The organism is Solimonas soli DSM 21787 (genome assembly GCF_000474945.1).
GTDB lineage: Bacteria > Pseudomonadota > Gammaproteobacteria > Nevskiales > Nevskiaceae > Solimonas > Solimonas soli.
The window spans coordinates 29,321-53,591 of sequence record NZ_AXDW01000015.1 but is presented as its reverse complement, the minus strand read 5'-3'; the positions used below and the strand labels follow the sequence as shown (position 1 = coordinate 53,591).

Sequence of the window (24,271 nt, the reverse complement as noted above, 5' to 3'; positions counted from 1 at the left end):
AGGTTCACCGCAGGCATCAACACCGACCGAATCACGGCCAGCAGCCGCGCTGCGCGCGTAAAGCCAGCATCTCTCGCACGGCGCGTAGCGCGGAGCGGGCTACACCGTTCGCGGGATTCGTAGTCGTTTCAGGCGGCGGACGCTGTCCGTCGATTCCCCCACATACCGGCATCGTTTTCTTCTCATGAGCAACAACCTGGTTTTCATCGTCATGGACAGCTGCCGCTTCGACAGCTACCACGCCGCCAAGACACCCAACATGGACCGCATCGGCACCGGCGAGCGGCGCTATGCCTACGCCTCGTGGACCAGCCCGTCGCACTACACCTATCTGATGGGCATGATCCCGCATGACAGCCCGCAGAACGTGTTCGCCTCGGAGGTCTACAAGAAGGACTTCGTGAAGTGGGTCGACCGCCTCGGCATCGACGGCCTGTCGTTCAAGAGCTTCATACCGAACCTGTCGCTGCCGAAGGTGCTGCAGGACCAGGGCTACCGCACGGTCGGCCGCGTGTCGATGCCGGTGCTGAACCCGGCTAGTCATCTGAACAAGTACTTCGATGACTACAAACTGATGAGCAACCACAACGACTTCGCCGGCATGGTCGACGAAATCGAGTTCGACGAGGACGAGCCGAGCTTCCACTTCCTCAACCTCGGCGAGACGCACTACCCGTACATGCTCGACCCGAAGTCGCTGCCGCACATCTCGGGCGTGCACGGCGTGTTCAAGCGCATGGACGACCAGCTCGGCCAGGGCAGCGAGGACAAGTTCTTCGACGAGAAGCAGATGAGGGACCTGCACCTGCAGCAGATCAAGACCGTCGAGTACGTCGACGGCGTGCTCGACGCGCTGATCGCCAAGGCGCCGAAGGACACGCATTTCATTATCACCGCCGACCACGGCGAGTGCTTCGGCGAGAACGGCTACTTCGGCCACGGCCCGATCGTGCACGAGAAGGTGCTCGAAGTGCCGTTCCTCGAAGGCAAGAAGCGCTGAGCCGCCACCGCAGTCGTCGCCACGCCCGCCTGAACGCTGGAGAGGTCCCGTGAGCATGCCCCCCGCCAAGACCTTCGATGTCATCGGCCTGCAGGCCGCCGACCTGCCGCATGCCGGCATCGCCGCCGCCACGGCACGCGCCGGCGGCATCGGCCTGCTCGATCTCGAGTTCGCGCGCGACGCCGAGCTGGCACAGCGCAATTTCGCGCAGCTGTGCGCCTCGTCCGATGCGCGGCTCGGCCTGCGCGTGACGCCGGGCAGCGCCGAGCTGGCGAAGAAGCTGCTGGCGAGCGCCGAGGACCGTGCGTTCACCGTCGTGCTCGCCGGCACCGACCATTACCGGAAGCTGCGCAAGGACGCCGGCCTGCGCGCCGGCGACCGCGCCTGGGCCGAGATCAGCGATCCGGCGCAGCTCGACGCACGACTCGAAGGGGCGGCCGGCTGCGATGCCATCGTCGCGCGCGGCCACGAGTCCGGCGGCTGGGTCGGCGAGTACACGAGCTACATCCTGCTGCAGAAGCTGGCCGGCAAGACCATGCTGCCGCTCGTCGTGCAGGGCGGCGTCGGCGTGCACTCGGCGGCCGCCTGCCGCGCCGCCGGCGCGGCCGGCGTGATCTACGACGACCAGCTGCTGCTGCTCGCCGAGTCGCCGCTGCCGGGCTCGCTGCAGAACGAGCTCGGCCGTCTCAACGGCTCCGAAACCAAGCTGCTCGGCGAACTGCTCGACGCCAGCTGCCGCGTCTACGCGCGGCCCGCCTCGCCGGTGCTGAAGGCCGCCGAGGAAGACAACCGCCAGGCCGAAGGCACGCTGCTGGCGCTCGACGCCTGGCGCGAGCAGACCGCGGCGCGCATCGCCTGGAGCGCGGACGGTTCGACGCTGCTGCCGCTCGGCCAGGGCATCGGCCTCGCCGCGGCGTTCCGCCGCCGCTACGGCAACGTCGCCAGATTCGTGCAGGCGGTCCGCCGCGACAGCCTGCGCCAGATCGATCAGGCCGCCGAGCTGCGCTTCCTCGACGAGAACGGCGCCCTCGCCGCCTCGCACGGCACGCGCTTCCCGCTCGCGCAGGGCCCGATGACGCGCGTTTCCGACTCGCCGGCCTTCGCCGTCGAGGTCGCCAGGGGCGGCGCCCTGCCCTTCCTGGCGCTGGCGCTGATGCGCGGCGACCAGGTGCGCGAGATGCTCGCGCAGACCGCCGCGACCATCGGCGACAAGCCCTGGGGCGTCGGCATGCTCGGCTTCATTCCGCAGGCGCTGCGGGATGAGCAGTGCGAGGCGATCTGGAAGTGCAAGCCGCCGTTCGCGCTGATCGCCGGCGGCCGTCCGGACCAGGCCGCCGAGTTCGAGAAGCGCGGCATCAAGACCTACATCCACGCGCCGGCGCCGGCGCTGCTGAAGATGTATCTCGAACAGGGCGCCCGGCGCTTCGTGTTCGAGGGCCGCGAATGCGGCGGCCACATCGGCCCGCTCGCCAGCTTCACGCTGTGGGAAGAGATGATCGACGTGCTGCTCGAGCACGTGCAGCCGGGCGACGAGAAGACCAAAGCATCGGAGATTCACGTGCTGTTCGCCGGCGGCGTGCACGATGCGGTGTCGGGCGCCATGGTCGCGGCGATGACCGCGCCGCTCGCGGCGCGCGGCATGAAGGTCGGCGCATTGATGGGCACGGCCTACCTGTTCACCGAAGAGATCGTGTCGAGCGGCGCGGTCGTCGCCGGCTTCCAGGAGCAGGCACTGATCTGCGAGCGCACCAAGAATCTCGAAACCGGCCCCGGCCACTCGACGCGCTGCGCCGACACGCAGTTCGCCAAGGACTTCTTCGACGAGCGCCGCCGCCTGATCCGCGAAGGCAGGAGCGCCGAGGAAATCCGCGACATTCTCGAGGAGCTCAATCTCGGCCGCCTGCGCATCGCCTCCAAGGGCGTCAACCGCGACGAATCCGGCAAGGTCGTCGAGATCGGGGCCGATCGCCAGCTCAGCGACGGCATGTACATGATCGGCCAGGTCGCGACCCTGCGCCGCGAGCCGGTCAAGGTCGAGGCGCTGCACGCCGACGTCTGTGTCGCCGGCCAGCGCCTGCTCGAGGAGATTTCCGAGTCGCGCGTCGAACGCGCGATCAAGGCGGCGCCGTCCGACGTCGCCATCATCGGCATCGGCACCCTGCTGCCCAAGGCCGGCAGCGCCGACGAGTTCTGGTACCACGTGCTGCACAAGGACGTCGCGCTCGGCGAAGTGCCGAAGACGCGCTGGGACGCCGACCTGTATTTCGACGCCGACCGCAAGGCGCGCGACAAGGTCTACTCGCGCTGGGGCGGCTTCCTCGACGAAATCGCCTTCGATCCGATGCGCTTCGGCATTCCGCCGAAGTCGATGAAGGCGATCGATCCGATGCAGCTGCTGACGCTCGAGGTCGCGCGCCGCGCGGTCGCCGACGCCGGCTATGCCGACGGCGGCTACGATCGCGGCAACACCTCGATCGTGCTCGGCGCCGGCGGCGGTCTCGGCGATCTCGGCCTGCAGTACGGCGTGCGCGCCGAGCTGCCGCGCTTCGTCGAGAATCCGGACCCGTCGGTGTGGCAACGTCTGCCGGAGTGGACGGAGGAATCGTTCTCCGGTTCGCTGCTCAACGTCGCCGCCGGCCGCGTCGCCAACCGCATGGATTTCGGCGGCATCAACTTCACGGTCGACGCAGCCTGCGCCTCGTCGCTCGCCGCGATCAGCATCGGCGTCAACGAACTCGAATCGGGCCGCAGCGCGATGGTGCTGGCCGGCGGCGTCGATACCGTGCAGTCGCCGTTCGGTTTCCTCTGCTTCTCGAAGACGCAGGCGCTGTCGCCGACCGGCAAGCCGAAGACCTTCGACCAGGCCGCCGATGGCATCGCCATCAGCGAGGGCCTCGCCGTCATCGTCATGAAGCGTCTCGCCGACGCCGAGCGCGACGGTGACCGCATCTACGCCGTCATCAAGGCCACCGCCGGATCGAGCGACGGCAAGGCGCTGGGCCTCACCGCGCCGCGTCCGGAAGGCCAGATCCGCGCGCTGCGCCGCGCCTACGCCAAGGCCGGCTTCTCGCCGGCGACGCTGGGCCTCGCCGAAGCGCACGGCACCGGCACGCCGGTCGGCGATCGCGCCGAGGCGCAGACCATCACCCGCGCGCTGATCGACGAGCAGGCGCCGGCCAAGAGCGTCGCGCTCGGCTCGGTGAAGACGCTGATCGGCCACACCAAGGCCAGCGCCGGCGTCGCCGGCCTGATCAAGGTCGCGCTGTCGCTGTATCACCGCGTGCTGCCGGCGCATCACGGCGTCGACAAGCCGATCGACACCATCGCCGATCCGAACTCGCCGGCCTATCTGCTCAAGGATGCGCGGCCGTGGATCGCGCATCCGGATCATCCGCGCCGCGGCGGCGTATCCGCCTTCGGCTTCGGCGGCACCAACTTCCACGCCGTGCTCGAAGAGTACCGGGGCAACGCGGCGGCGAGCGGCGCCAACCGCTGGTCGTCGGAGCTGTGCGTGCTGCGCGCCGCCGACGACGCGGCGCTGAAACAGAGCGTCGACAAGCTGCTGCCGGCCCTGAAGAGCGACGGCGGCCGCCTGACGCTCGCCGAAGTCGCCTTCGCGCTGGCGCGCGAGGCGGATGCGAAGCGCGGCGCGCCGCTCAGCGTGGCGATCGTCGCCAGCAGTCTCAAGGGCCTCGCCGCCGATCTCGACGCGCTGCTCGCCCATCTCGCGCAAGGCAAGCCGCTGCCGCCGCAGATCCGCTTCAGCCGCGCGACGCCGGCCGAAGCGCCGCAGGTCGCGCTGCTGTTCCCCGGCCAGGGCGCGCAGTACGTCAACATGGGCCGCGAAGCGGCGCTGTACTTCGACGAAGTGCGCGCCGCGCTCGAACTCGCCGACCGCACGCTGCGCGACGAGATTCCCGAGCTGCTGTCGCGCAGGATCCTGCCGGCCGCGGCCTTCGACGCCGAGACCGAGCAGCGGCAGGCCGCCGCGCTCACCGACACGCGCATCGCGCAGCCGGCGATCGGCGCGCTCGCGCTCGGCTATTTCAGGCTCGCCACGCGCCTCGGCCTCGCCGCGCAGGCGGCGGCCGGTCACAGCTACGGCGAATATGCCGCGCTGATGGCGGCCGGCGTGCTCGGCGCGCCGGATTTCCTCAAGCTCTCGGCGATCCGCGGCGCGGCCATGGCCAGCGCCTCGCAATCGTCGGTGCCGGGCGGCATGGCCGCCGTGCAGGGCCAGCGCGCGGCGATCGCCGCGGCGATCGCGCCGTATGCCGGCGTCAAGATCGCCAACCACAACGCACCCGAGCAGACCGTCATCTCCGGTCCGAAGGACGCGGTCGCCGCGGCCGCCAAGGCCTGCGACGCGGCCGGCATGCGCGCCACGCTGCTGCCGGTGTCCGGCGCCTTCCACACCGAACTGGTCGCCGCCGCGCAGCCGCCGCTGTCGCAGGCGATTCACGCCACGACGTTCAACGAGCCGGCGCTCACCGTCTACTCGAACAGCACGGCGAAGCCCTATCCGGCCAGGCCCGAGGAGATGCAGCGCCAGCTCGACGAACACCTGCTGAGCAGCGTCGAGTTCGTCGCCGAGATCGAGGCCATGCACGCGGCCGGCGCCCGCGTGTTCGTCGAACTCGGCCCGAAGGGCGTGTGCAGCAACATGGCCCGGCAGACGCTGGCCGGCAAGCCGCACGTCGCCGTCTCGCTCGACGGCAACGGCGGCGGCCTGCGCGGCCTGCTGCTCGGCCTCGCCGAGCTGACGACGGCCGGCGTCGCGCTGAATCTCGCGCGCCTGTTCGACGGCCGCGACATCGCCATCGTCGAACCGGCGCAGTTCGCCGCGCGCGCGCAGCCCGAGGTCCTGCCCCGGCATATCTGGATGGTCAGCGGCGGCTGCGCGCGTCCGCTCGACGATCCGCAATACCGCACCGGTGCGCTGCCGCAGCTGGGCAAGGCGGAAGCCGAAGCCGCCGTCGCGAAGGCCAGGGCCGAGCGCGAAGCGCTCGTCGCCGCCGCGCGCGCGCCGGCGGCAGCGCCGCCGCCGGCCACCGCCGCCGTCGCGCAGGCGGCGCCGATGCCAATGGCGCCCGCCGTCGGCGGCGCGCTGGGCACCGAGGCGATGCAGGCCTACCAGCAGACCATGCGCCAGTTCCTCGCGCTGCAGGAACGCGTGATGCAGCAGTTCCTCGGCGGCGCGCCGAGCGCGGCGATGCCGGCACCCGCGATGCCGGCGCCGCCGGCGGCTGCGCCCACCGTCGCCGGCGCCATGCCGGCACCCGTGCCGGCGCCGGTCGCGATGCCCGTGGCCGCTCCGCTCGCGGTGCCGCCCGTCGGCGCGCCCGCCGCCGCCGCGCCGGCGATCACCGGCGTCGCCTTCGACGCCAGGAAGACCCTGCTCGACATCGTCGCCGAGCGCACCGGCTATCCGACCGAGATGCTCGCGCTCGATGCCGATCTCGAAGCCGATCTCGGCATCGATTCGATCAAGCGCGTCGAGATTCTCGGCGCCCTGCAGAAGGCACTGCCCGGCGACACCGGCAGCGCCATGCAGGCGGCGATGGAACGCTTCACCAGGGCGCGTTCGCTCAATGCGATCCTCGCCGAGGCGCAGGCCTTCGTGCCGGCCGCGACGGCGCTGCCCGCCGTCGGCACGGCGCCCGCCGCGCCGCTCAGCGTCGTGGCCACGGCCGCGAGCGCGCCGGCGATCGACCTGCAGGGCCTGCTGCTCGGCATCGTCGCCGAGCGCACCGGCTATCCGACCGAGATGCTGGCGCTCGATGCCGATCTCGAAGCCGATCTCGGCATCGATTCGATCAAGCGTGTCGAGATTCTCGGCGCGCTGCAGAAGGCGATGCCGGCCGAAGCGAGCGCGCAGATGCAGGGCAGCATGGAGCGCTTCAGCAAGGCACGCTCGCTGAACGCCATCCTCGCCGAAGCGCGCACGATCGGTGCTCTCGCCGCACCGGCCGCGATGCCGGCCGCCGCGGCCGCTTCCGTCGCGGCCGCCACCGTTGCCGCGCCGGCCGTGGCGTTCGACGCCGAGCGCAGCCTGCTCGACATCGTCGCCGAGCGCACCGGCTACCCGACCGAGATGCTCGCCTTCGACGCCGATCTCGAAGCCGACCTCGGCATCGATTCGATCAAGCGCGTCGAGATTCTCGGCGCCCTGCAGAAGCTGCTGCCGGGCACGCTCGCGGAAACCATGCAGGGCCGCATGGAACGCTTCACCAAGGCGCGCAGTCTGCGCGCCATCCTCGACGAGTTCGCGCGGATCGCCGGCGCCGCACCGGCGGCGCCGGCGGTCGCGGCGCCCGCCATCGATGTGCGCGGCACGCTGCTGGCGATCGTCGCCGAGCGCACCGGCTATCCGACCGACATGCTCGCCTTCGACGCCGATCTCGAAGCCGACCTCGGCATCGACTCGATCAAGCGCGTCGAGATTCTCGGCGCCTTCCAGAAACTGCTGCCGGCCGAAAGCGCGGCGGCGATGCAGGCGGCGATGGAGCGCTTCACCAAGGCTCGCTCGCTGCAGGCGATCGTCGACGCCTACGCCGAGCTGTCGGCGGCTGCCGGCGCGCCGGCGGCGCGCCTCGTCACGGCCGCGCCGGCGGCGCCGGCCATCGCGACCGCAGCGGCGACGATTCCGCGCTATCTCATCAAGTCGCAGGCCATGCCGCTGCCGGCCGCGCGCGTCACGCTGCAGGGCCTGGCCCTGATCATCGGCGGACCGGCGGCCGTCAGCGACGCGCTGCGCGGCCTGCTCGCCGCGCGCGGCCTGACGCCGGTCTGCATCGACGCGCGCGGCGAAGCGCTGCAGGCCGCCATCGCCAGCGCGCAGGCCGAGCACGGCACGGCGCGCGCGGTGCTGCATCTGCACGGCCTGGTCGGCGAGGAAGCGACCAGCGCCGCGGCCTGGCAGCAGCTCGGCGCGCGCTGCGTGCTGAGCCTGTTCCATGCCGCCAGGGCGCTGGAGCCGCAACTCGCGAACATCCGCCTGATCGCGGCGACGCGCCTCGGCGGCAGCTTCGGCCGCGACGCCTTCGGCGGCGGCGCGCCGCTCGCCGGCGGCGTCACCGGCCTCACCAACTGTCTGCGCCACGAGTATCCGGAGGCGCAGATCCGCACGGTCGACTTCGATGGCCAGAGCGACGAGGAGATCGCGCGGCTGCTGGCCGACGAGCTGCTGACCGACGACGCCCAGCCGGAAGCCGGCTGGATCGGCGGCGAACGCTACGGCAGCGTCACCGTCGAGCAGGCCGCGAGCGAGCATGCCTTCGCGCCGCAGCTGAAGCCGGAGGCCGGCTGGGTGCTGCTGGTCACCGGCGGCGCGCGCGGCATCACCGCGGAAATTCTCGAAGAGCTCGCCGTGCCGGGCCTGCGCTACGTGCTGCTCGGCCGCACCGCCGAGCCGGCCGCCGAGAGCGCGGCGACCGCGACGCTGGCGACCGGCGCCGAGCTGCGCAAGGCGCTGCTCGATGCGGCGCTGGCGCGCGGCGAGAAGCCGAAGCCGGTCGACATCGACCGCGCCGTGGCGGCGCTGCTGGTGGACCGCGAGATCCGCGCCAATCTCGGCAAGCTGCGCGCCAAGGGCGCCGAGGTCGATTACCTCGCCTGCGACGTGCGCAACGCCGAGGCCTTCGCGGCGGCGATCGACGGCGTCTACGCGCGGCTCGGCCGCATCGACGCGGTGATCCACGGCGCCGGCGTGATCGAGGACAAGCTGCTCAAGGACAAGAGCGCGGAGTCGTTCGCGCGCGTGTTCGGCACCAAGCTCGATCCGGTGTTCGTGATGCTGAACCGGCTCAAGCCGGAATCGCTGAAGTGGCTGTCCTTCTTCACCTCGGTCGCCGGCCGCTACGGCAATCGCGGCCAGAGCGACTACGCCGCCGCCAACGAAGCGCTGAACCGCATCGCCTGGGCGACCTCGCGCGCCTGGCCGCAGACGCGCGTGTTCGCCGTCAACTGGGGCCCCTGGGATGCCGGCATGGCGAGCGAGGGCGTCAAGCGCGCCTTCCGCGACAGAGGCATGGAGCCGATCCCGGTCGCCGCCGGCCGCCGCTTCTTCGCCGATGAACTCGCCTACGGCACCAAGCAGGACGTCGAGATCGTCGCCGGCTTCGGCCCGTGGCGGCACTTCGCGCCGAAGCCGGTGGACGACGAGGCGCCGGCGAGCGGCGAAGCGAGCGCCTATCCGCTGATCCGCGACGCGCTGCGCATGGGTCCCGGCGGCAACATGACGCTCGATCATCTGTTCACGCTGCAGAGCGATCCCTACCTGATCGACCACTGCATGGACGGCAAGGCCGTGGTACCGGCGGCCGGCGCGCTCGAATACATGGCGCAGTTCGTCGGCGCCGCCTGGCCGGGCTGGCACGTGGTCGGCATGCGTGACGTGCGCCAGCTCGGCGGCATCGTGCTCGACGGCGGTTCGCGCGCCGTGCAGCTGCGCGCGCGCGCCTCCTCGCACTCCGACGTGCACGGCCAGACGGTGACGGTCGAGATCATGGACGCGCAGCGCAAGCTGCCGCTGTACCGCGCCACCGCCGTGCTGCTGCAGCAGATGCCGGAGGCGCCGCTGTCGCAGGCGCCGGTGCTGCCGGGTGACGGCGTCGCCATCGAGGCGGCCGACGCCTATCGCGAGCATCTGTTCCACGGTCCGCGCTTCCGCCTGATCGAGCGCATCGAGAAACTGCACGGCGGCGGCATCGCCGCGTCGGTGCAGCCCTCGCAGCTCGCCGGCTTCATCGGCGGCGGCGGCGCCTGGGTCTTCGACATGGGCCTGATGGACGTGCCGCCGCAGCTGGCCTTCGTCTGGGCGCGCGTGCAGCAGGACAAGGGCGCCCTGCCGGCCGGCTTCGGCAGCGTGTCGCGCTACGGCGCCGGCCCGCTGGCGGGTCCGCTGAAGCTGGTCATGCGCCTCAAGCCCGCGCCGCACGAGCACGCCATCGCCTACGACCTCGACATCATCGACGCGCAGGGCCGCGTGCGCATCGCGATCGTCGACGGCCTGAGCACGATGAGCGCCGGCCTCAACAAGCTCGCGCCGAGCCATCGCGACTTCGTTCCGGGGCTCTCGGCTTGAGCGCGCGCGGACAGCGGACGACGGCGGCGGGAGCGCTGTCGTGAGCCAGCCCGTCGACATCGCCATCGTCGGCCTCGCCGGCGCCTACGCCGGCGCCACCGACGCGCGCCGCTACTGGCAGAACATCCTCGACAAGGTCGATGCGGTGACCGATGCCGGCCCGCGCTGGACGGGGCCGTACTTCGATCCGGCGGCGACCACCAACGACCGCATCTACACCACGCGCGGCGGCTTCCTGCACGACAGCATCACCGTCGACCCGGCCGAGTTCGGCGTGCTGCCGAGCCTCGCCGAGGGCGGCGACCCGGACCATCTCATCGCGCTGAAGTACGCGCGCGACGCGCTCGCCGACGCCGGCTACGGCAGCAAGCTCAAGCCCTTCGATCCGCAGCGCGCCGGCGTCGTCATCGGCCGCGGCACCTACGGCAACCGCGGCATGGCCAGCGTGCTGGCGCGCGGCCTGTTCGCCGACCAGGCGATCGCCCTGGCGCGCGGCCTGCGGCCCGATCTGTCGGAAGCCGAGCTGCGAGAGCTGCACGATCACTTCCGCAGGCAGCTGCCGATCTACAACGCCGACATGGTCGGCGTGCTGACGCCGAACGTGATCGCCGGCCTGATCGCCAACCGCCTCAACATGATGGGGCCGAACTTCATCGTCGACGCCGCCTGCTCGTCGAGCCTCATCGCGCTCGACGCCGCGGTGCGCGAGCTGGTGACCGGCCGCTGCGACCTGATGCTGACCGGCGGCGTGCACTCGCAGACGCCGCCGCAGCTGTACATCCAGTTCTGCCAGATCCAGGCGCTGTCGCACGGCGACATCCGCCCCTTCCAGAAAGGCTCCAACGGCATCCTGCTCGGCGAAGGCGTCGGCATGCTGGTGCTCAAGCGCCTCGCCGACGCCGAGCGCGACGACGACCGCATCTACGCCGTCATCAAGGGCGTCGGCACCTCCTCGGACGGTCGCGCCAAGGGCCTGCTGTCGCCGCGCCTCGAAGGCCAGGTGCTGGCGCTGCAGCGCGCCTACGAATCGTCGGGCATCGACCCGCTGACGGTCGATCTCATCGAGGCGCACGGCACCGGCACCGAGATCGGCGACAAGACCGAGATCGAGACGCTCAAGCACATCTACGCCGCGCGCGGTCGCGGGCCGATGATCGCCGTCGGTTCGGTGAAGTCGCAGATCGCGCACTGCCTGCCGGCCGCCGGCAGCGCCTCGCTGATCAAGACCGCGCTGGCCCTGCACCACAAGGTGCTGCCGCCGATGATCTGCGAAGAACCCGATCCGCAGCTGCGGCTCGACGAATCGCCGTTCTACATCAACAACCAGGCGCGCCCCTGGGTGCACGGCGCCGCGCATCCGCGGCGCGCCGCCGCCAACGCCTTCGGCTTCGGCGGCATCAACGCGCACGTCATCCTCGAGGAATACGTCGCCGGCGCCAGCGAGCGGCGCCGCGCGCAGGCCGCCGTGCTGCACCGGCCGACGCCTTCGGAGCTGGTCACGCTGGGCGGCGACACCGTCGCCGCGCTGCTCGCCAAGATCGCCGCGACGCTCGCCCATCTGCGCGCCGCGCCGGCGACCACCACGCTCGCCGAAGTGGCGAAAGCCAGCGCCGGCCTGGCGCGCGGCGCGCATCGCCTCGCCGTCGTCGCCGACAACGAAGCGGACCTGATCAAGAAGCTCGAGCAGGCCCAGGAAAAGCTGCAGCGGCCCGAGGCCAGGCCCTACAAGACGCGCAGCGGGGTGTTCTACGGGCACGGCGCCGCGGCCGGCAAGCTGTGCTTCGTCTACCCCGGCGAAGGCGCGCAATACCCGAACATGCTCGCCGATCTCGCCCTGCATTTCCCGCAGGTGCGCGAGGCGTTCGACTTCATGGAGAAGACCGGGCTGGCCAGCGGCATGCCGGCGCGCGGCGGCATCCTCTTCCCGGCGCCGAGCGGCCTCGACGACGCGCAGCGCAAGGCGCTCGAGGATCGCCTGTACGGCATGGACGTCGCCGCCGAGAGCGTGTTCTCCGCCGCGCTCGGACTGCAGCAGCTGCTCGACGATCTCGGCTTCGAGCCGGACGCCATGCTCGGCCACAGCACCGGCGAGAACACCGCGCTGACGGTGAGCGGCGTGCGCCGCACCGAGCGTCGCGAGGAAATCGCCGAATCGATCCGCACGCTCAACGCGCTGTCGAGCCGCCTGGAGCGCGAAGGCCGCATCGCCGAAGGCACGCTGCTGACGCTCGGCGCCCTGAAGCCGGCGATGCGCGAAGCCCTGCTGCAGGATTTCGCCAGGCCGGGCGGCGAGATGATCGTGGCGATGGACAACTGCCCGAACCAGCTGGTGCTGTTCGGGCCGCCGGCCGCCGCCGAAAAACTGCGCGAGCGGCTGTCCGCGGAAGGCGTCATCTGCGTCGCCCTGCCCTTCGGCCGCGCCTACCACACGCCGCTGTTCAAGCCGTTCGCCGACGCGCTGCGCGAGTACTTCAAGACCCTCGACTTCGGGCCCGGCCGCTGCACGCTGTACAGCGCGCGCAGCGTCGGCCGCTTCCCGGCCGAGCCCGACGCGATCCGCGAGCTCGCCGCCCAGCAGTGGGAGAACCCGGTGCGCTTCACCGAAACGCTGGCCCGCCTCTACGAGGACGGCTACCGCGTGTTCGTCGAAGTCGGGCCGAGCGGCAACCTGACCTCGTTCATCGGCGACGCGCTGCGCGCGCACGACGACGTGCTGGCGCTGGCCCTCAACAGCCGCCGCCGCCATGACGTCACGCAGCTGCAGCAGACGCTCGCGCAGCTCTACTCGGCCGGCGTCGACTTCGAGCCGGCGGCGCTCTACGCGCACCGCGACATCGACGATCTCGACCTGATGTCGGCGCCGGTCGCCGCCAGGCGCCGCGGCATCGCCATCTCCCTGCAGATGCCGGAACTGAGCCTGCCGGAAAACTGGGCGCCGCTGCGGCGCCCGCCGGCCGCGGCGACGCAGCCGGCGCTGCACGACGGCGACGCGACGCATCCGAACGTCGTGCCGATGCCGAAGAAGATCGAGCCGGCCGCGCTGCCCGCGGTCGCGGAGGCGCCGGCCGATCCGCGCAGCGAGCTGCTGCGCACGCACTTCTCCCTGATGCAGGACTTCCTCGACAGCCAGTCGCGCGTGCTGGGCTTGATGACGGGGACGAATCCCACCCCTCCGACTCCCTCTCCCCTGCGTGAAGGGGAGAGGGTTGGGGTGAGGGGTGATGCGGGCGCGGCGCTCGATCGGGCACCCCCTCACCCCAACCCTCTCCCCCACATCCGTTGGGGAGAGGGAGAAAAATCGACGCGCTTTCCGCTGCTCGGCCGCGTCATCGAACAGGGCGCGCGGAAGCTGGTCTGCGAGCGCCGCCTCGATCATCGCCACGACCTGTTCCTGCAGGATCACGCGATCGGCGGCACGCCGAGCCGGCGCGACGCGAGCCTGCTGCCGCTGACCGTCGTGCCGTTCACCTTCAGCATGGAGATGCTCGGCGAGGCGGCGGTCAAGCTGCTCGGCCGCGACGAGCTGAAAGTCGTCGGCTTCGACGACGCGCGCGGCAGCCGCTGGCTGGCGCTCGACGGCGAGGTGCTCGACGTGCGCATCAGCGTCGAACGCCTGGCCGCCGAAGGCGGCGACGAGCGCGTCGCCGGCCGCATCTTCGCCCTCGGCAGGAGCGGCCCGGCCGCCGGGACGCTGCCCGGAACATTGGTGTTCGAAGCGACGGTGCGTCTCGCGTCGCAGTATCCGCAACCGCCGCCGATGCGGCCGTGGACCTCGGCCGACGCACATCCGGCGCGCGCCAATCCCGACGGCGAGATCTACAGCCGCGGCATGTTCCACGGCCCGCGCCTGCAGGGCGTCAAGCACATCGCGCGCTGGGGCGAGCGCTCGATCGAGGCCGACATCGAGGCGATCGCCACGCACGACTACTTCGACTCCACCGCCACGCCGCGCTTCGAGTACGACGCCGCCGTGCTCGACGCGGTCGGCGCGCTCGCCGCGTACTGGGTCACCGAGAAGTTCGCCTGGGGCTACAACTGCTTCCCCTTCCACCTCGGCCGCTTCACGCTCTACGCGCCGCCGCCGAAGGCCGGCGAGCGCCTGCGCTGCCGCGGCGACGTGCGCCTGGTCGGCGACACCATCGTCGCCGCCGACTTCGACGTCGCCGATGCCGGCGGCCGCGTCGTCATGCGCGCCGACAACTGGGAAGACCGCAAATTCCCGACGCCGTCGCACTTCCTGCATTACCGCCTCGATCCGCCGGCGCGCGCGCTGTCGAAGCCGCTGCTCGACGGCGCCCTGCCGCCGGGCCTCCTCGTCAACCGCGTCGAGCCCTTCGATGAAGGCTTCCTCGACCAGGGCTTCGCGATCTGGAAGCGCGTGCTCGCGCACATGGTGCTCGACGCCGCCGAGCTGAAGACCTTCTACGCGCTGCCGCTCGCCGGACCGCGCCGCGAGGAATGGCTGATGGGCCGCATCGCCGCCAAGGACGCGGCGCGGCGCTGGGCGGCGAGCGCCGGTCATGCCCTGGCCGCCGCCGACATCGGCGTCGACAACGACGCGCTGGGCGCGCCGCGCCTGCGCAGCGCCGCACTGGCCGGCACGGCCCTGCCGAGCGTCTCGATCAGTCACAGCCGCCGCTGGGGCGTCGCCGCCGTGGCGCCGCCGGGCCTGCGCGTCGGCGTCGATTACCAGCGCCTCGACGGCGTCGACGCCGAGCTGCTGGCGCGCGGCGCGCTGAGCGAGGCCGAGCAGCGCCTGCTCGCCGGTCTCGATGCGCAGGCGCGCCTGCGCGGCGCCGTTGCGCTATGGTCGGCCAAGGAAGCCGCCGCCAAGGCCGCCGGGTCCGGGCTCGAAGGCCGTCCGCTCGACTGGCGCGTGACGCGCTACGCCGGCGACGCGGCGATCGGCGGTGCCGACGTCGAGCACGCCGCCGCGGACGGCAGCGTGTCGCGCTACGCCGTGATGATCCATTGCCCCGACGGTTGCGACGTGCTCGCGATCTGTCTTTGCTGAATCCCCCACTTTTCTTGAAGCCGCAGGAAACGACATGAACGCCGCACTGCCCCGCAAGACCAAGACGCTTTTCATCGGCCTCGACGGCTGCACCTTCACCGTGCTCGACGAGATGACCAGGGACCTGCCCGGCGTCGGCGTGACGATGCCGTTCATGAAGAAGATCCTCGAGAACGGTGTGCGCGCCAAGCTGCGCTCGACACCGAACCCGCTGACGCCGCCGGCGTGGACCTCGCTGATGACCGGCAAGGGCCCCGGCGTGCACGGCGTGTTCGACTTCATCCGCGCCGAGGACAAGGGCGGCGAGGTCTACTGGACACTGTACGACTCGCGCGACGTCGACTCGGAAATGATCTGGTCGATGGTCAGCCGCAAGAAGCTGAGCTGCGCGGCACTGAACTTCCCGCTGACCGCGCCGCCGCCGAAGAACATCAACGGCGCCGTCATTCCGGGCTTCACGCCGGCCAAGCACCTGCGCCGCAACACGCATCCGCGCGAGCTGTTCGAGCGCCTGAAGAGCGAGGTGCCCGGTTTCGATCCGAAGGAGCTGGCCTGGGACTTCGAGAACGAACAGCAGGCGATGGACTCGCTCGGGCCCGAGGAGACGCACAAGTGGGTGCGCTACCACCTGCCGCGCGAGGAACAGTGGTTCCGCATCGCCGAATACGTGCTGCGCAGCGACAGCCCCGACCTGATGGCGGTGATGTTCGACGGCACCGACAAGATCCAGCACCAGGCCTGGCCCTGGCTCGATCCCGCGCTGCTGAAGGCCGAGCCGAGCGAACACGACCGTCTGATGCGCGAGGTGGTGCTCGAATACTTCCGCAATCTCGACCACTACATCGAGACGCTGGTGACGCTGGCCGGCCCCGAGGCGCAGGTCTTCTTCGCGTCCGACCACGGCTTCACGGCGTCGACCGAAGTGCTGCGCATCAATGCCTATCTCGAAGATCTGGGCTATCTGAAGTGGGCGGTCAGCGACGGCTCCGACATGGCGATGCGCCGCGAGGCCGCCAACTTCGCCAATCTCGACTGGAGCGGCACCACCGCCTATTGCCGCACGCCGTCGTCGAACGGCATCCACATCCGCGTCGCCGAAAAGCCGGGCGACCACGGCGTGCCGCCGGAGCAGTACGACGCGTTCCGCGACAAGCTGATCGAGGATCTGAAGAAGCTGCGCAACGAGTTCGGCGAGCCGGTGGTGGTCGACGTGCTGAAGCGCGACGAGTGGTTCCCCGGCCAGCACATGGAGCGCGCCTGCGACCTGACCCTGGTGCTGCGCGACAACGGCTTCGTGTCGATCCGCAACCTCAGGCCGGTCGTCGTGCAACGCCCGCATGCGGCCGGCACGCACCACCCGGACGGCGTGTTCATCGCCTACGGCAAGGGCATCGCCAAGGCCGGCGAGGTCGAGCGCCGCAAGATCGTCGACGTCACTTCGACGCTGCTCTACAGCCTCGGCACCTCGATCCCCTCGGATCTCGAAGGCGAAGTACCGCAGGCCTTCTTCACGCCGGAATGGTGGGCCGAGCATCCGCTCAAGAAAGGCGCCAGGACGCGCCTGGAACGCGAAGGCAGCGAACGCGAGGACATGGACGCCGGCGAAAAGCAGAAGATGATCGAGCAGCTGCAGATGCTCGGTTACATGGAGTGACGGCCCCCGTGAGTGCAGCCCATCCCGCCTTCGCGCCCCTGCGCGAGCATGGCCTGCTCGGCGGCGCCGGTGTCGTCGGCACGCTCGAATACGAACGGCCGGCGTACATCTACGGCCATCGCCTCAAGGACTGTTCGATCGGCGCCTTCACCTATCTGAACACCGCCGGCAACACCAGCGCCTACCGCTGCCGCCTCGGCCGCTACGTGCAGGTGGCCGAGTCGGTCATCATCGGTCCGCCGGAGCATCCGCTCGACGGCTTCTCGACACATCCGTTCGCCTTCACGCGGCCGAAGTACATGCCGAACCTGTACAGCCTGCCCGACTTCGCGCGCCTGGCGCCGGACGAGCAGTCCGGCCCGTCCTACGTCGACACCGTGCCGAGCGACACCCACATCGGCCACGAGGTGTATCTGTGCGCCGGCGCGCTCATCAAGCGCGGCGTGTCGATCGGCGACGGCGCGGTGATCGGTGCCGGCAGCATCGTCACGCGCGACGTGCCGGCATACGCGGTCGCGGTCGGCGCGCCGGCGCGCGTCACGCGCCTGCGCTTCGCCGAGAATCTGGTCGAGCGCTTCCTCAAGCTGCAGTGGTGGCGCTACGATCTGGCGCCGTTCAAGAACGCCGTCGACTTCAGCCAGGCCGAAGCGACGCTCGCCTTCTTCGAGGAGCGCGCCGCCGACGGCAGCCTGATGCTCCTGCAGCCCGACAGCTACCGCGTCAGCGTGCGCGCCGGCGCGCCGGCCGTGGAGCGCCTCGCGGCGCCGCTCTACTTCCCGACCTAAGCCCCTTCCCGCATTCCGACAACGACATCATGGCAAGCAGCGACGAGATTCTGGTCAAACTGACCGCGACCCTGAAGGACTTCACGCAGGACTGGGACAACGAATTCGAGGGCGAGTACCAGCGCGACACCAAGCTGCTCGGCGATCTCGGTTTCGAATCGATCGACATCATCCAGTTCATCGTCGCCATCGAGGAAGACCTCGGCCTGTTCAAGACGCCGTTCGACAAGCTGCTGATGAAGGACGGCCGCTACGTCGACGACCTCTCGCTCGGCCAGCTCGCCGACTTCCTCGTCGCCTACGTCAAATAGCCGGGGCGCATCGCCGATGCCGAGCGCGACGATCAATGGCCACGAGATTGCCTGGCAGCAGATGGGCGAAGGCCCGGATCTCGTGCTGGTGCACGGGCTCGCCACCAATCGCGCCTTCTGGTACCTCAACGTGGCGAGCGCGCTGCGCGATCGCCATCGCATCACGCTGTTCGACCTGCCCGGCCACGGCTACAGCGCGATGCCGGCGTCCGGCTACACGGCGACGGCGATCGGCCGCGGCATCCTCGAACTGATGGACCAGGCCGGCGTCGCGCAGGCGGCACTGGTCGGCCACAGCTACGGCGGCGCCTGCGCGCTCGAAGCGGCGCTCGCCGCACCGTCACGCTTCACGCAGCTTGCGCTGCTCGACGCCCGCATCTCGCGCCTGCAGCCGCAGATGCGCCTGCACGACATCAGCGATCTCACGGCCTTCGAGCGCGAGACCGCGGCGCGCAGCGCCGCCGCCTTCGGCTACGACTGGGAAAGCGAGGACGAAGTCGGCTTCCGCTTCCTCGAAGCGGCGGCGCGCCTGCGCGTCGCCAACAGCACCGCCGAAGCGCGCGACGAGTTCACGCCGTTCGGCGAAGGCCGCGGCGCGCTGCGCGCCGCGCAGCAATGGCTGCGGCTGATCGACACGACCGGCGCCCTGACGGAGTTTCACACGCCGGGCAGCGAGATCGCGGCGATCGCCGCGCTGCCGCTGCCGGTGCTGCTGATGTACGCGCAGGGTTCGCGCTGCGAACGCTCGGGGCGCAAGCTCGCCGAGCTGTGGCCGCAGGCGCGCTACATCGCCGTGCAGAATGCCGGACATTTCTTCCCGGTCAGTCAGCCGCGCGTCGTCATCGAGGCGCTGAACGCCTTTCTCGAAGCGCCGCGCGCCGCCGCCGCCTGAAAGGCCGCGGCCGTCCTGTCAGGCGCGTGCGTCAAGATGCGCCGTGCTCCTCGGCGCGCTGGCCTGCTTATTGCTGATCATCAGGCAGTCCGCCCGCGCGGCGGAGGTCCGTCCGGCAGAGAGGCCGCGAGCGACGACGACCGGCCGCGACGCTGCGCCTCTCACCTCGCCGGGCCGCACGCACCGTCCGAGTCATCACACGAGCCAAGGAGATCCCACATCGCCGTCCGGCGGCGTGTAGCATCGTGATCGACCACATGGAGGATGGGATGGGCAATGAAGGAAATCTCGCGGTGACGCTCGACAGCGGACGCGAACTGATCGACGAGGGTCTGTTCGGTGGCACCGGCATCGCCGGATCGTTGCAGTACGAACGCCCGGCCTATATCTACGGCCATCGCCTGAAGGACTGCACGGCGGGCGCCTTCACCTATTTCAACGCGGCCGGCCAGACCAGCGCCTACCGCGTGCATTTCGGCCGCTACTCGCAGATCGGCGAAGGCTCGGTGCTCGGCCCGCCGGAACATCCGATGGACTGGTTCAGTTCGCATCCCTTCGCCTTCACGCGGCCGAAGTACATGCCGAACATCTACCAGCTCGAGGATTTCGCGCGGCTCGGCCCCGACGAGAAAGCCGGTCCTTCCTACGTCGATACCGTGCCGCACGAGACGTTCATCGGCCACGAGGCCTACATCGGCGCCGGCTCGTTCGTGAAGCGCGGCGTGCGCATCGGCGACGGCGCCGTGGTCGGCGCCTGCAGCGTCGTCACCAAGGACGTGCCGCCATACGCGATCGTCGCCGGCAGCCCCGCGCGCATCGTGCGCATGCGCTTTTCTGAGTCGATCGTCGAACGGCTCCTGAAACTGCAGTGGTGGCGCTACGACCTCGCGCCGTTCAAGAACGCGGTCGACTTCCAGCAGGTCGAGGCGACGCTGGCGTTCTTCGAGGAGCAGCTGGCGTGCGGCGCGCTGCAGCCGCTGCAACCGCCGGCCTACCGCGTCGTGCGCCGCCAGGGCATGTTGATCGCCGAGCGCCTGTCGCGGCCCCTGCATTTCGCGGCGGCGGCAAAGGTCTGAGCCCATAGCCGCGATCTAAATAAAGAACATTCATCCCCGGCTGCGCCGCAGCCGGTGTGCCGCGGCTATCGTCGACGCGTCCAACACGGAACGAGACGATGACCGCTTCCCGCCTTCGCCCGCAGCGCGCCACGCTGTCGGTCATGATCATCTGCCACAACGAGGCGGATCGCCTGCGTCCCTGCCTCGAATCGGTGCGCGGCTGGGCGGACGAGATCGTGATCTTCGACAGCGGCAGCACCGACGGCACCGTCGACATCGCGCGCCAGTACAGCGCGCAGGTGCACGTCACCGACTGGCCGGGCTATGGGCCGCAGCGCAATCGCGCGCTGCTGCAATGCAGCGGCGACTGGGTGTTCTCGCTCGATGCCGACGAGCGCCTGACGCCGGCGCTGCGCGACGAGATCGACCGCGCCCTCGCCGATCCGGCGCTGCCGTACACGATGCTGAAGATGCCCTGGCGCACCTGGTTCTTCGGCAAGCCGCTGCGCCACGGCCGCTACACCGCGCCGCAGGGCAAGCTGTTCAAGCGCGAGGGCGCGCGCTATCGCGATCATCAGGTGCACGAGTCGCTGCTGCTGCCGAAGCGGATCGAAGGCCATCTCAAGGCGCCGCTCGATCACTACAGCTGGCGCGACTACCGGCATGCGCTCGACAAGCACCTGAAGTACGCCTGCCTGCTCGCCGAGCAGAAGAACGCGGCCGGACGGCGCGGCGGCCTCGGCATCGCCACGCTGCGCTTCTTCGCCGACTTTGCGCAACAGTACATCCTGCGCCTGTCGCTGCTCGACGGCTGGCGCGGCTTTCTCATCTCGCTGATCCTCGCGCAGTACGCCTTTCACAAGTACGCGGCGCTGTTCACCCTGCAACAGGCGGAGCGCGCGACGACGCCGGGTGCGGCGCCTATCGCCGCGGCGCACGGCGATTGCGGCGGCACATGAACGCGCGGCGACGCCGCCGCGGTGTCGTCGATTTGATCGCCATCGAACTGCCGCCGGCGCGTGCCGCGCTCGACGCGGCGGCCGTCCGCGATTTCCGCTCGCACCCGCAGCAGCGCATCCCGCTGAACAACGTGTCGAACCTCGATCCTAGGTCAGCGAGAGCGTCATGAACACGCTGTTCGGATCGTCGCGGTAATCGCCGAACGGCGCGCATTCGACGAAGCCGTGGCGGCGATACAGCGCACGCGCCGGCTCGAAGTACGGCCACGACCCCGTCTCCAGGCTGAGCCGCGTCCAGCCGTCGGCGCGCGCCGCGGCGACGATGTGGCGCAGCACGGCGCTGCCGGCGCCGCGCCGCCGCGCGGCGAGCGCGACGTGCATGGACTTGACCTCGCCATGGCCGGCGCCGAGATCCTTGAGCGCGCCGACGCCGAGCAGCGCCTCGCCGTCCCACAGCGCCCAGAAGCGCACACCCGGCGCGCGCAGGCCCGAAAGGTCGAGCGCGTGCGCGCTGCCCGGCGCGGTCGCCGCGCGCGCCGTGCGCAGATGGAATTCGAGCAGGGCGATGACGCGCGGATCGCCGAGGCCGCCTTCGACGATGCGCATGTTCAGGTCCTCGCCAGCACGACGAGATAGGTGCAGGCCTTGCTGCCTTCGTTGACGAAACGGGTCGCCGCCGGCGGCCCGAAGCCGAGGCAGTCGCCCGGACCGAGCTCGTGACGCTGGCCGCCCTCGACGATCAGCAGGCGTCCGCTCAGCACGCGCACCGCCTGACGGATGTGCGCATACGAGGAGGCCGGCATGGTCACGCGGCGGCGCGGCGGCAGTTCGATTTCGGCGATCTCCAGCGGGTGCTCAGGGCGCATGAAGACCTGGCGGCGCACATAGCCGGTCTTCGGATCGCGCCACAGCGGCTGCGCGTCGGCCCGCACCAGGCGATCGCCGACACCTTGCTCGGCGCGCAGGAACAGCCCGGCGAGCGTCAGGTCGAAAGCGCCGGCGAGCCGCACCAGCACGGTCGCCGTCGGGCTCGTCTCGCCGCGCTCGATCTTGCTGATCGCCGCCTTGGAGACGCCCGCGCGCTCGGCCAGACCGGCCAGCGACCAGCCGCGCGCCTCGCGTTCGAGCTTGAGGCGGCGCGCCAGGGCCAGCCCCGCTTCATCCATTTTTGTGTCCATTCGGACACTTTAGTGGACGGATTACACGGCCTCAAGCGCGGCGCGGCGCGCCGGGTCCGTCACTGGTAGGCGGTACCGAGCTTCGCTTCGTCGAGCAGATCGTCGAGCGCCAGGTCGCCGTAGCGTTCGCGGCAGTAGTCGTTGTCGCGGCCGAGATCGGGACCGCGCCAGCGCAGCTCGAAACCGCCGCGCTGCAGGCGGAACGGCGGCCCCGGCAGGCGCGTGCCGTCGATCGCGCAGAACCACTCGCGGGCCGCGAGGTGCGGATCGGCGGCGAGATCGCGCGTATTGCAGACCAGGCCGGCGGCGATGCCGAGTTCCTGCAGCAGCCGCATCGCCGCTGCCGCGTCCTGCGTGCCGGTCCAGGCGCCGATGCGTGCGTCGATGTCGTCGTGCCGCGCGCGGCGCGCTTCGGCGCTGGCGTAGGCGGGGTCCGCCGCCAGCGCCTCGTCGCCGATCAGCAGGGCGAGGCGCCGCCATTGCGCGTCGTCGGCAACGCTGATCGTCAGCCAGCGGTCCTCGCCGGCGCAGCGGTAGCAGCCCTGCGGCGCGTGCTCGGCATCGCGATTGCCGATCACCGCCGGCTCGCGGTCGTCGAGCGAGGCCTGCGCGAAGAACTCGCCGATCAGCCAGCAGGTCGTTTCGGTTTCCGAAACGTCGATCCACTGCCCGGCACCGCTGCGCCGGCGATGCCACAGCGCGGTCAGCGCGGCGCAGCTGCCGAAGATGCCGTTGATCGCGTCGACCTCGCGCACGCGGAAGCGCGGCGACGACTCGTCGTAGGCGGTCAGCGACTGCAGGCCGCTGATCGCCTCGATGCTGCCGCCATAACCGGCGTACTGCGCGTAAGGCCCGCTGGCGCCGAAGGCCGACATCGACAGCATGACGATGTCCTCCTTCAGGCCGCGCAGCACGTCGTAGCCGAGACCGAGCCGCGCCATCACGCCAGGGCGCGAATTCTCGATGACCAGGTCACTGTCGGCGGCCATGCGCCGGCAGAACTGCAGATGATCGTCGCGCTGCAGATCGAGCGTCAGCGAGCGCTTGTTGCGATGCAGCTGCCACATGCGCGGATGCTCGTTGACCTTGCCGGCATAACCGCCGCGCATGCCGTCGAGGCGGCGCGGATATTCGATCTTGATGACCTCGGCGCCGAAGTCGGCGAGCAGCCGTGCGGCATGCGGCCCCGCCCAGTCGTGCGTGAAGTCGAGCACGCGGATGCCCTGCAGCGGCGGCCGCGCGGCACCGCCGCCGGCCGGCGGCGGATCCTGCGGCACCGGCATCGCATGCGGCATCCGCCACGGCGTGACGCTGCTGCGGAACGGCGCGCCCGGCATCCGGCAGCGGCGGCCGTCGGCGAGCACGCGCGTCTCGAAGAAGCCGCGCGCCGCGTGCTGCGGATCGTCCAGCGCCTCGCGCAGGCTGGCGAGATAGGACCAGGCCAGACCCATGCGCTGGCCGATGTGGAACAGCTCGCGCCGCGTGTGGCTGGCGAGCCAGGGCTTGAGCAGGGCTTCGAAAGCCTGCCGCTCCTTCATGCGCACGTCGGCGCGGGCGAAGCGCTCGCTGATCTCGGCGATGCCGAACAGCTCGGCGGCCTTCTTCCAGTTGCGGATCGGGCCACCGATGATCGCTGCCTCGCCGTCCGCGCAGGGGTACGTGCGCCACGGCACCATGTTGTGCTCGTCGCCGTTGCGGCGCGCGACGCCGCCGCCGGCCAGCAGCTCGGCGATGGCGATCTCGTAGTTCTCCATCGCCGACTCGTGCATCGACAGGTCGATGAAGTCGCCGAGCCCGTCGCCGAAGCGGCGCAGCAGCGCGAGCAGGATCGCCGAGTAGGCGTGCAGGCCGGCGCTCAGCTGCGCGAGCCTCGGGCGCGAATTCAGCGGTTCGCGCTTCGGATCGCCGGTGCTCTGCATGAGCCCGCTCATCGCGTAGAGCGTGATGTCCTCGGCGGCGTAGTCGCGATACGGGCCATGGATGCCGAACGGCGTGATGCGGCAGACGACGAGACGCGGATGGCGCTCGCGCAGCGCGGCGCTGTCGAGCCCGGCGCGCGCCGCCTCGCGTGGCAGGCTGGCGTCGATCAGCACGTCGACGCCGTCCAGCAGCGCATCGAGGCGCGCCGCGCGCCGGTCGTCGGCCCAGTCGAAGGCGACGCGATCGCGCGTCGTCTCGAACCATTCCGACGCCGGGTCGGCGCGCACCGCCGCCTCGCCGGGCGCCGCGATGCTGCAGGTGTCGGCGCCGAAACCGTGCAGCAGCTTGCCGCAGTACGCGGCGCCGGCCGAACTGCCGATGCGAAGGACGCGAATCCCGCTGAGCGCATTCACTG

General features: G+C 70.7%; 12 protein-coding genes. 9 read left to right on the top strand and 3 right to left on the bottom strand.

The window, feature by feature from the left end; genetic code table 11:
- Nucleotides 1-184 precede the first annotated feature (184 nt).
- The 9 genes from K344_RS0108355 to K344_RS0108315 all read left to right on the top strand — a co-directional run bounded on the left by K344_RS0108355 (nucleotide 185) and on the right by K344_RS0108315 (nucleotide 20,758).
- Nucleotides 185-1,000, top strand: a complete 816-nt coding sequence (locus tag K344_RS0108355; RefSeq protein WP_028080288.1) for a sulfatase-like hydrolase/transferase — start codon at nucleotides 185-187, stop codon at nucleotides 998-1,000.
- A gap of 55 nt (nucleotides 1,001-1,055) precedes the next feature.
- Nucleotides 1,056-10,085: a type I polyketide synthase gene (locus K344_RS22955; protein WP_051362051.1), complete on the top strand. Its 9,030-nt coding sequence runs from the start codon at nucleotides 1,056-1,058 to the stop codon at nucleotides 10,083-10,085.
- A gap of 40 nt (nucleotides 10,086-10,125) precedes the next feature.
- Complete coding sequence (locus K344_RS0108345; protein ID WP_028080286.1) at nucleotides 10,126-15,099, top strand: type I polyketide synthase; 4,974 nt, start codon at nucleotides 10,126-10,128, stop codon at nucleotides 15,097-15,099.
- 34 nt (nucleotides 15,100-15,133) lie between these two features.
- The gene (locus tag K344_RS0108340) at nucleotides 15,134-16,753 is read left to right on the top strand and encodes an alkaline phosphatase family protein (RefSeq protein WP_028080285.1); all 1,620 of its coding nucleotides are present in this window, start codon (nucleotides 15,134-15,136) and stop codon (nucleotides 16,751-16,753) included.
- 8 nt (nucleotides 16,754-16,761) lie between these two features.
- Nucleotides 16,762-17,538 (top strand): CatB-related O-acetyltransferase, encoded by a 777-nt coding sequence (locus tag K344_RS24805; RefSeq protein WP_051362035.1) that lies wholly within the window; start codon nucleotides 16,762-16,764, stop codon nucleotides 17,536-17,538.
- Between the two features lie 29 nt (nucleotides 17,539-17,567).
- Nucleotides 17,568-17,849 carry an acyl carrier protein gene (locus K344_RS0108330; protein ID WP_051362034.1) on the top strand — a complete coding sequence of 94 codons (282 nt, stop codon included), beginning with the start codon at nucleotides 17,568-17,570 and terminating at the stop codon, nucleotides 17,847-17,849.
- Nucleotides 17,850-17,865: 16 nt separating this feature from the next.
- A complete protein-coding gene (locus tag K344_RS22950; RefSeq protein WP_028080282.1) occupies nucleotides 17,866-18,741 on the top strand; it encodes an alpha/beta fold hydrolase in 876 nt (291 codons plus the stop codon).
- A gap of 269 nt (nucleotides 18,742-19,010) precedes the next feature.
- A complete protein-coding gene (locus K344_RS24800) occupies nucleotides 19,011-19,817 on the top strand; it encodes a CatB-related O-acetyltransferase (RefSeq protein WP_051362033.1) in 807 nt (268 codons plus the stop codon).
- 98 nt (nucleotides 19,818-19,915) lie between these two features.
- On the top strand, nucleotides 19,916-20,758 hold the full coding sequence (locus K344_RS0108315) for a glycosyltransferase family 2 protein (protein ID WP_028080280.1): 843 nt from the start codon (nucleotides 19,916-19,918) through the stop codon (nucleotides 20,756-20,758).
- 147 nt (nucleotides 20,759-20,905) lie between these two features.
- Here the strand turns inward: K344_RS0108315 and K344_RS0108305 are convergent, their stop codons facing one another.
- The 3 genes from K344_RS0108305 to K344_RS0108295 are packed head-to-tail and all read right to left on the bottom strand — an operon-like array spanning nucleotide 20,906 to nucleotide 24,269.
- Entirely contained in the window at nucleotides 20,906-21,364 is a 459-nt protein-coding gene (locus K344_RS0108305; protein WP_028080279.1) for a GNAT family N-acetyltransferase, read from the bottom strand.
- Between the two features lie 2 nt (nucleotides 21,365-21,366).
- On the bottom strand, nucleotides 21,367-21,936 hold the full coding sequence (locus K344_RS0108300; RefSeq protein ID WP_028080278.1) for a helix-turn-helix domain-containing protein: 570 nt from the start codon (nucleotides 21,934-21,936) through the stop codon (nucleotides 21,367-21,369).
- A gap of 59 nt (nucleotides 21,937-21,995) precedes the next feature.
- Nucleotides 21,996-24,269, bottom strand: a complete 2,274-nt coding sequence (locus K344_RS0108295) for a CaiB/BaiF CoA transferase family protein (RefSeq protein ID WP_043114110.1) — start codon at nucleotides 24,267-24,269, stop codon at nucleotides 21,996-21,998.
- Nucleotides 24,270-24,271: the final 2 nt, after the last annotated feature.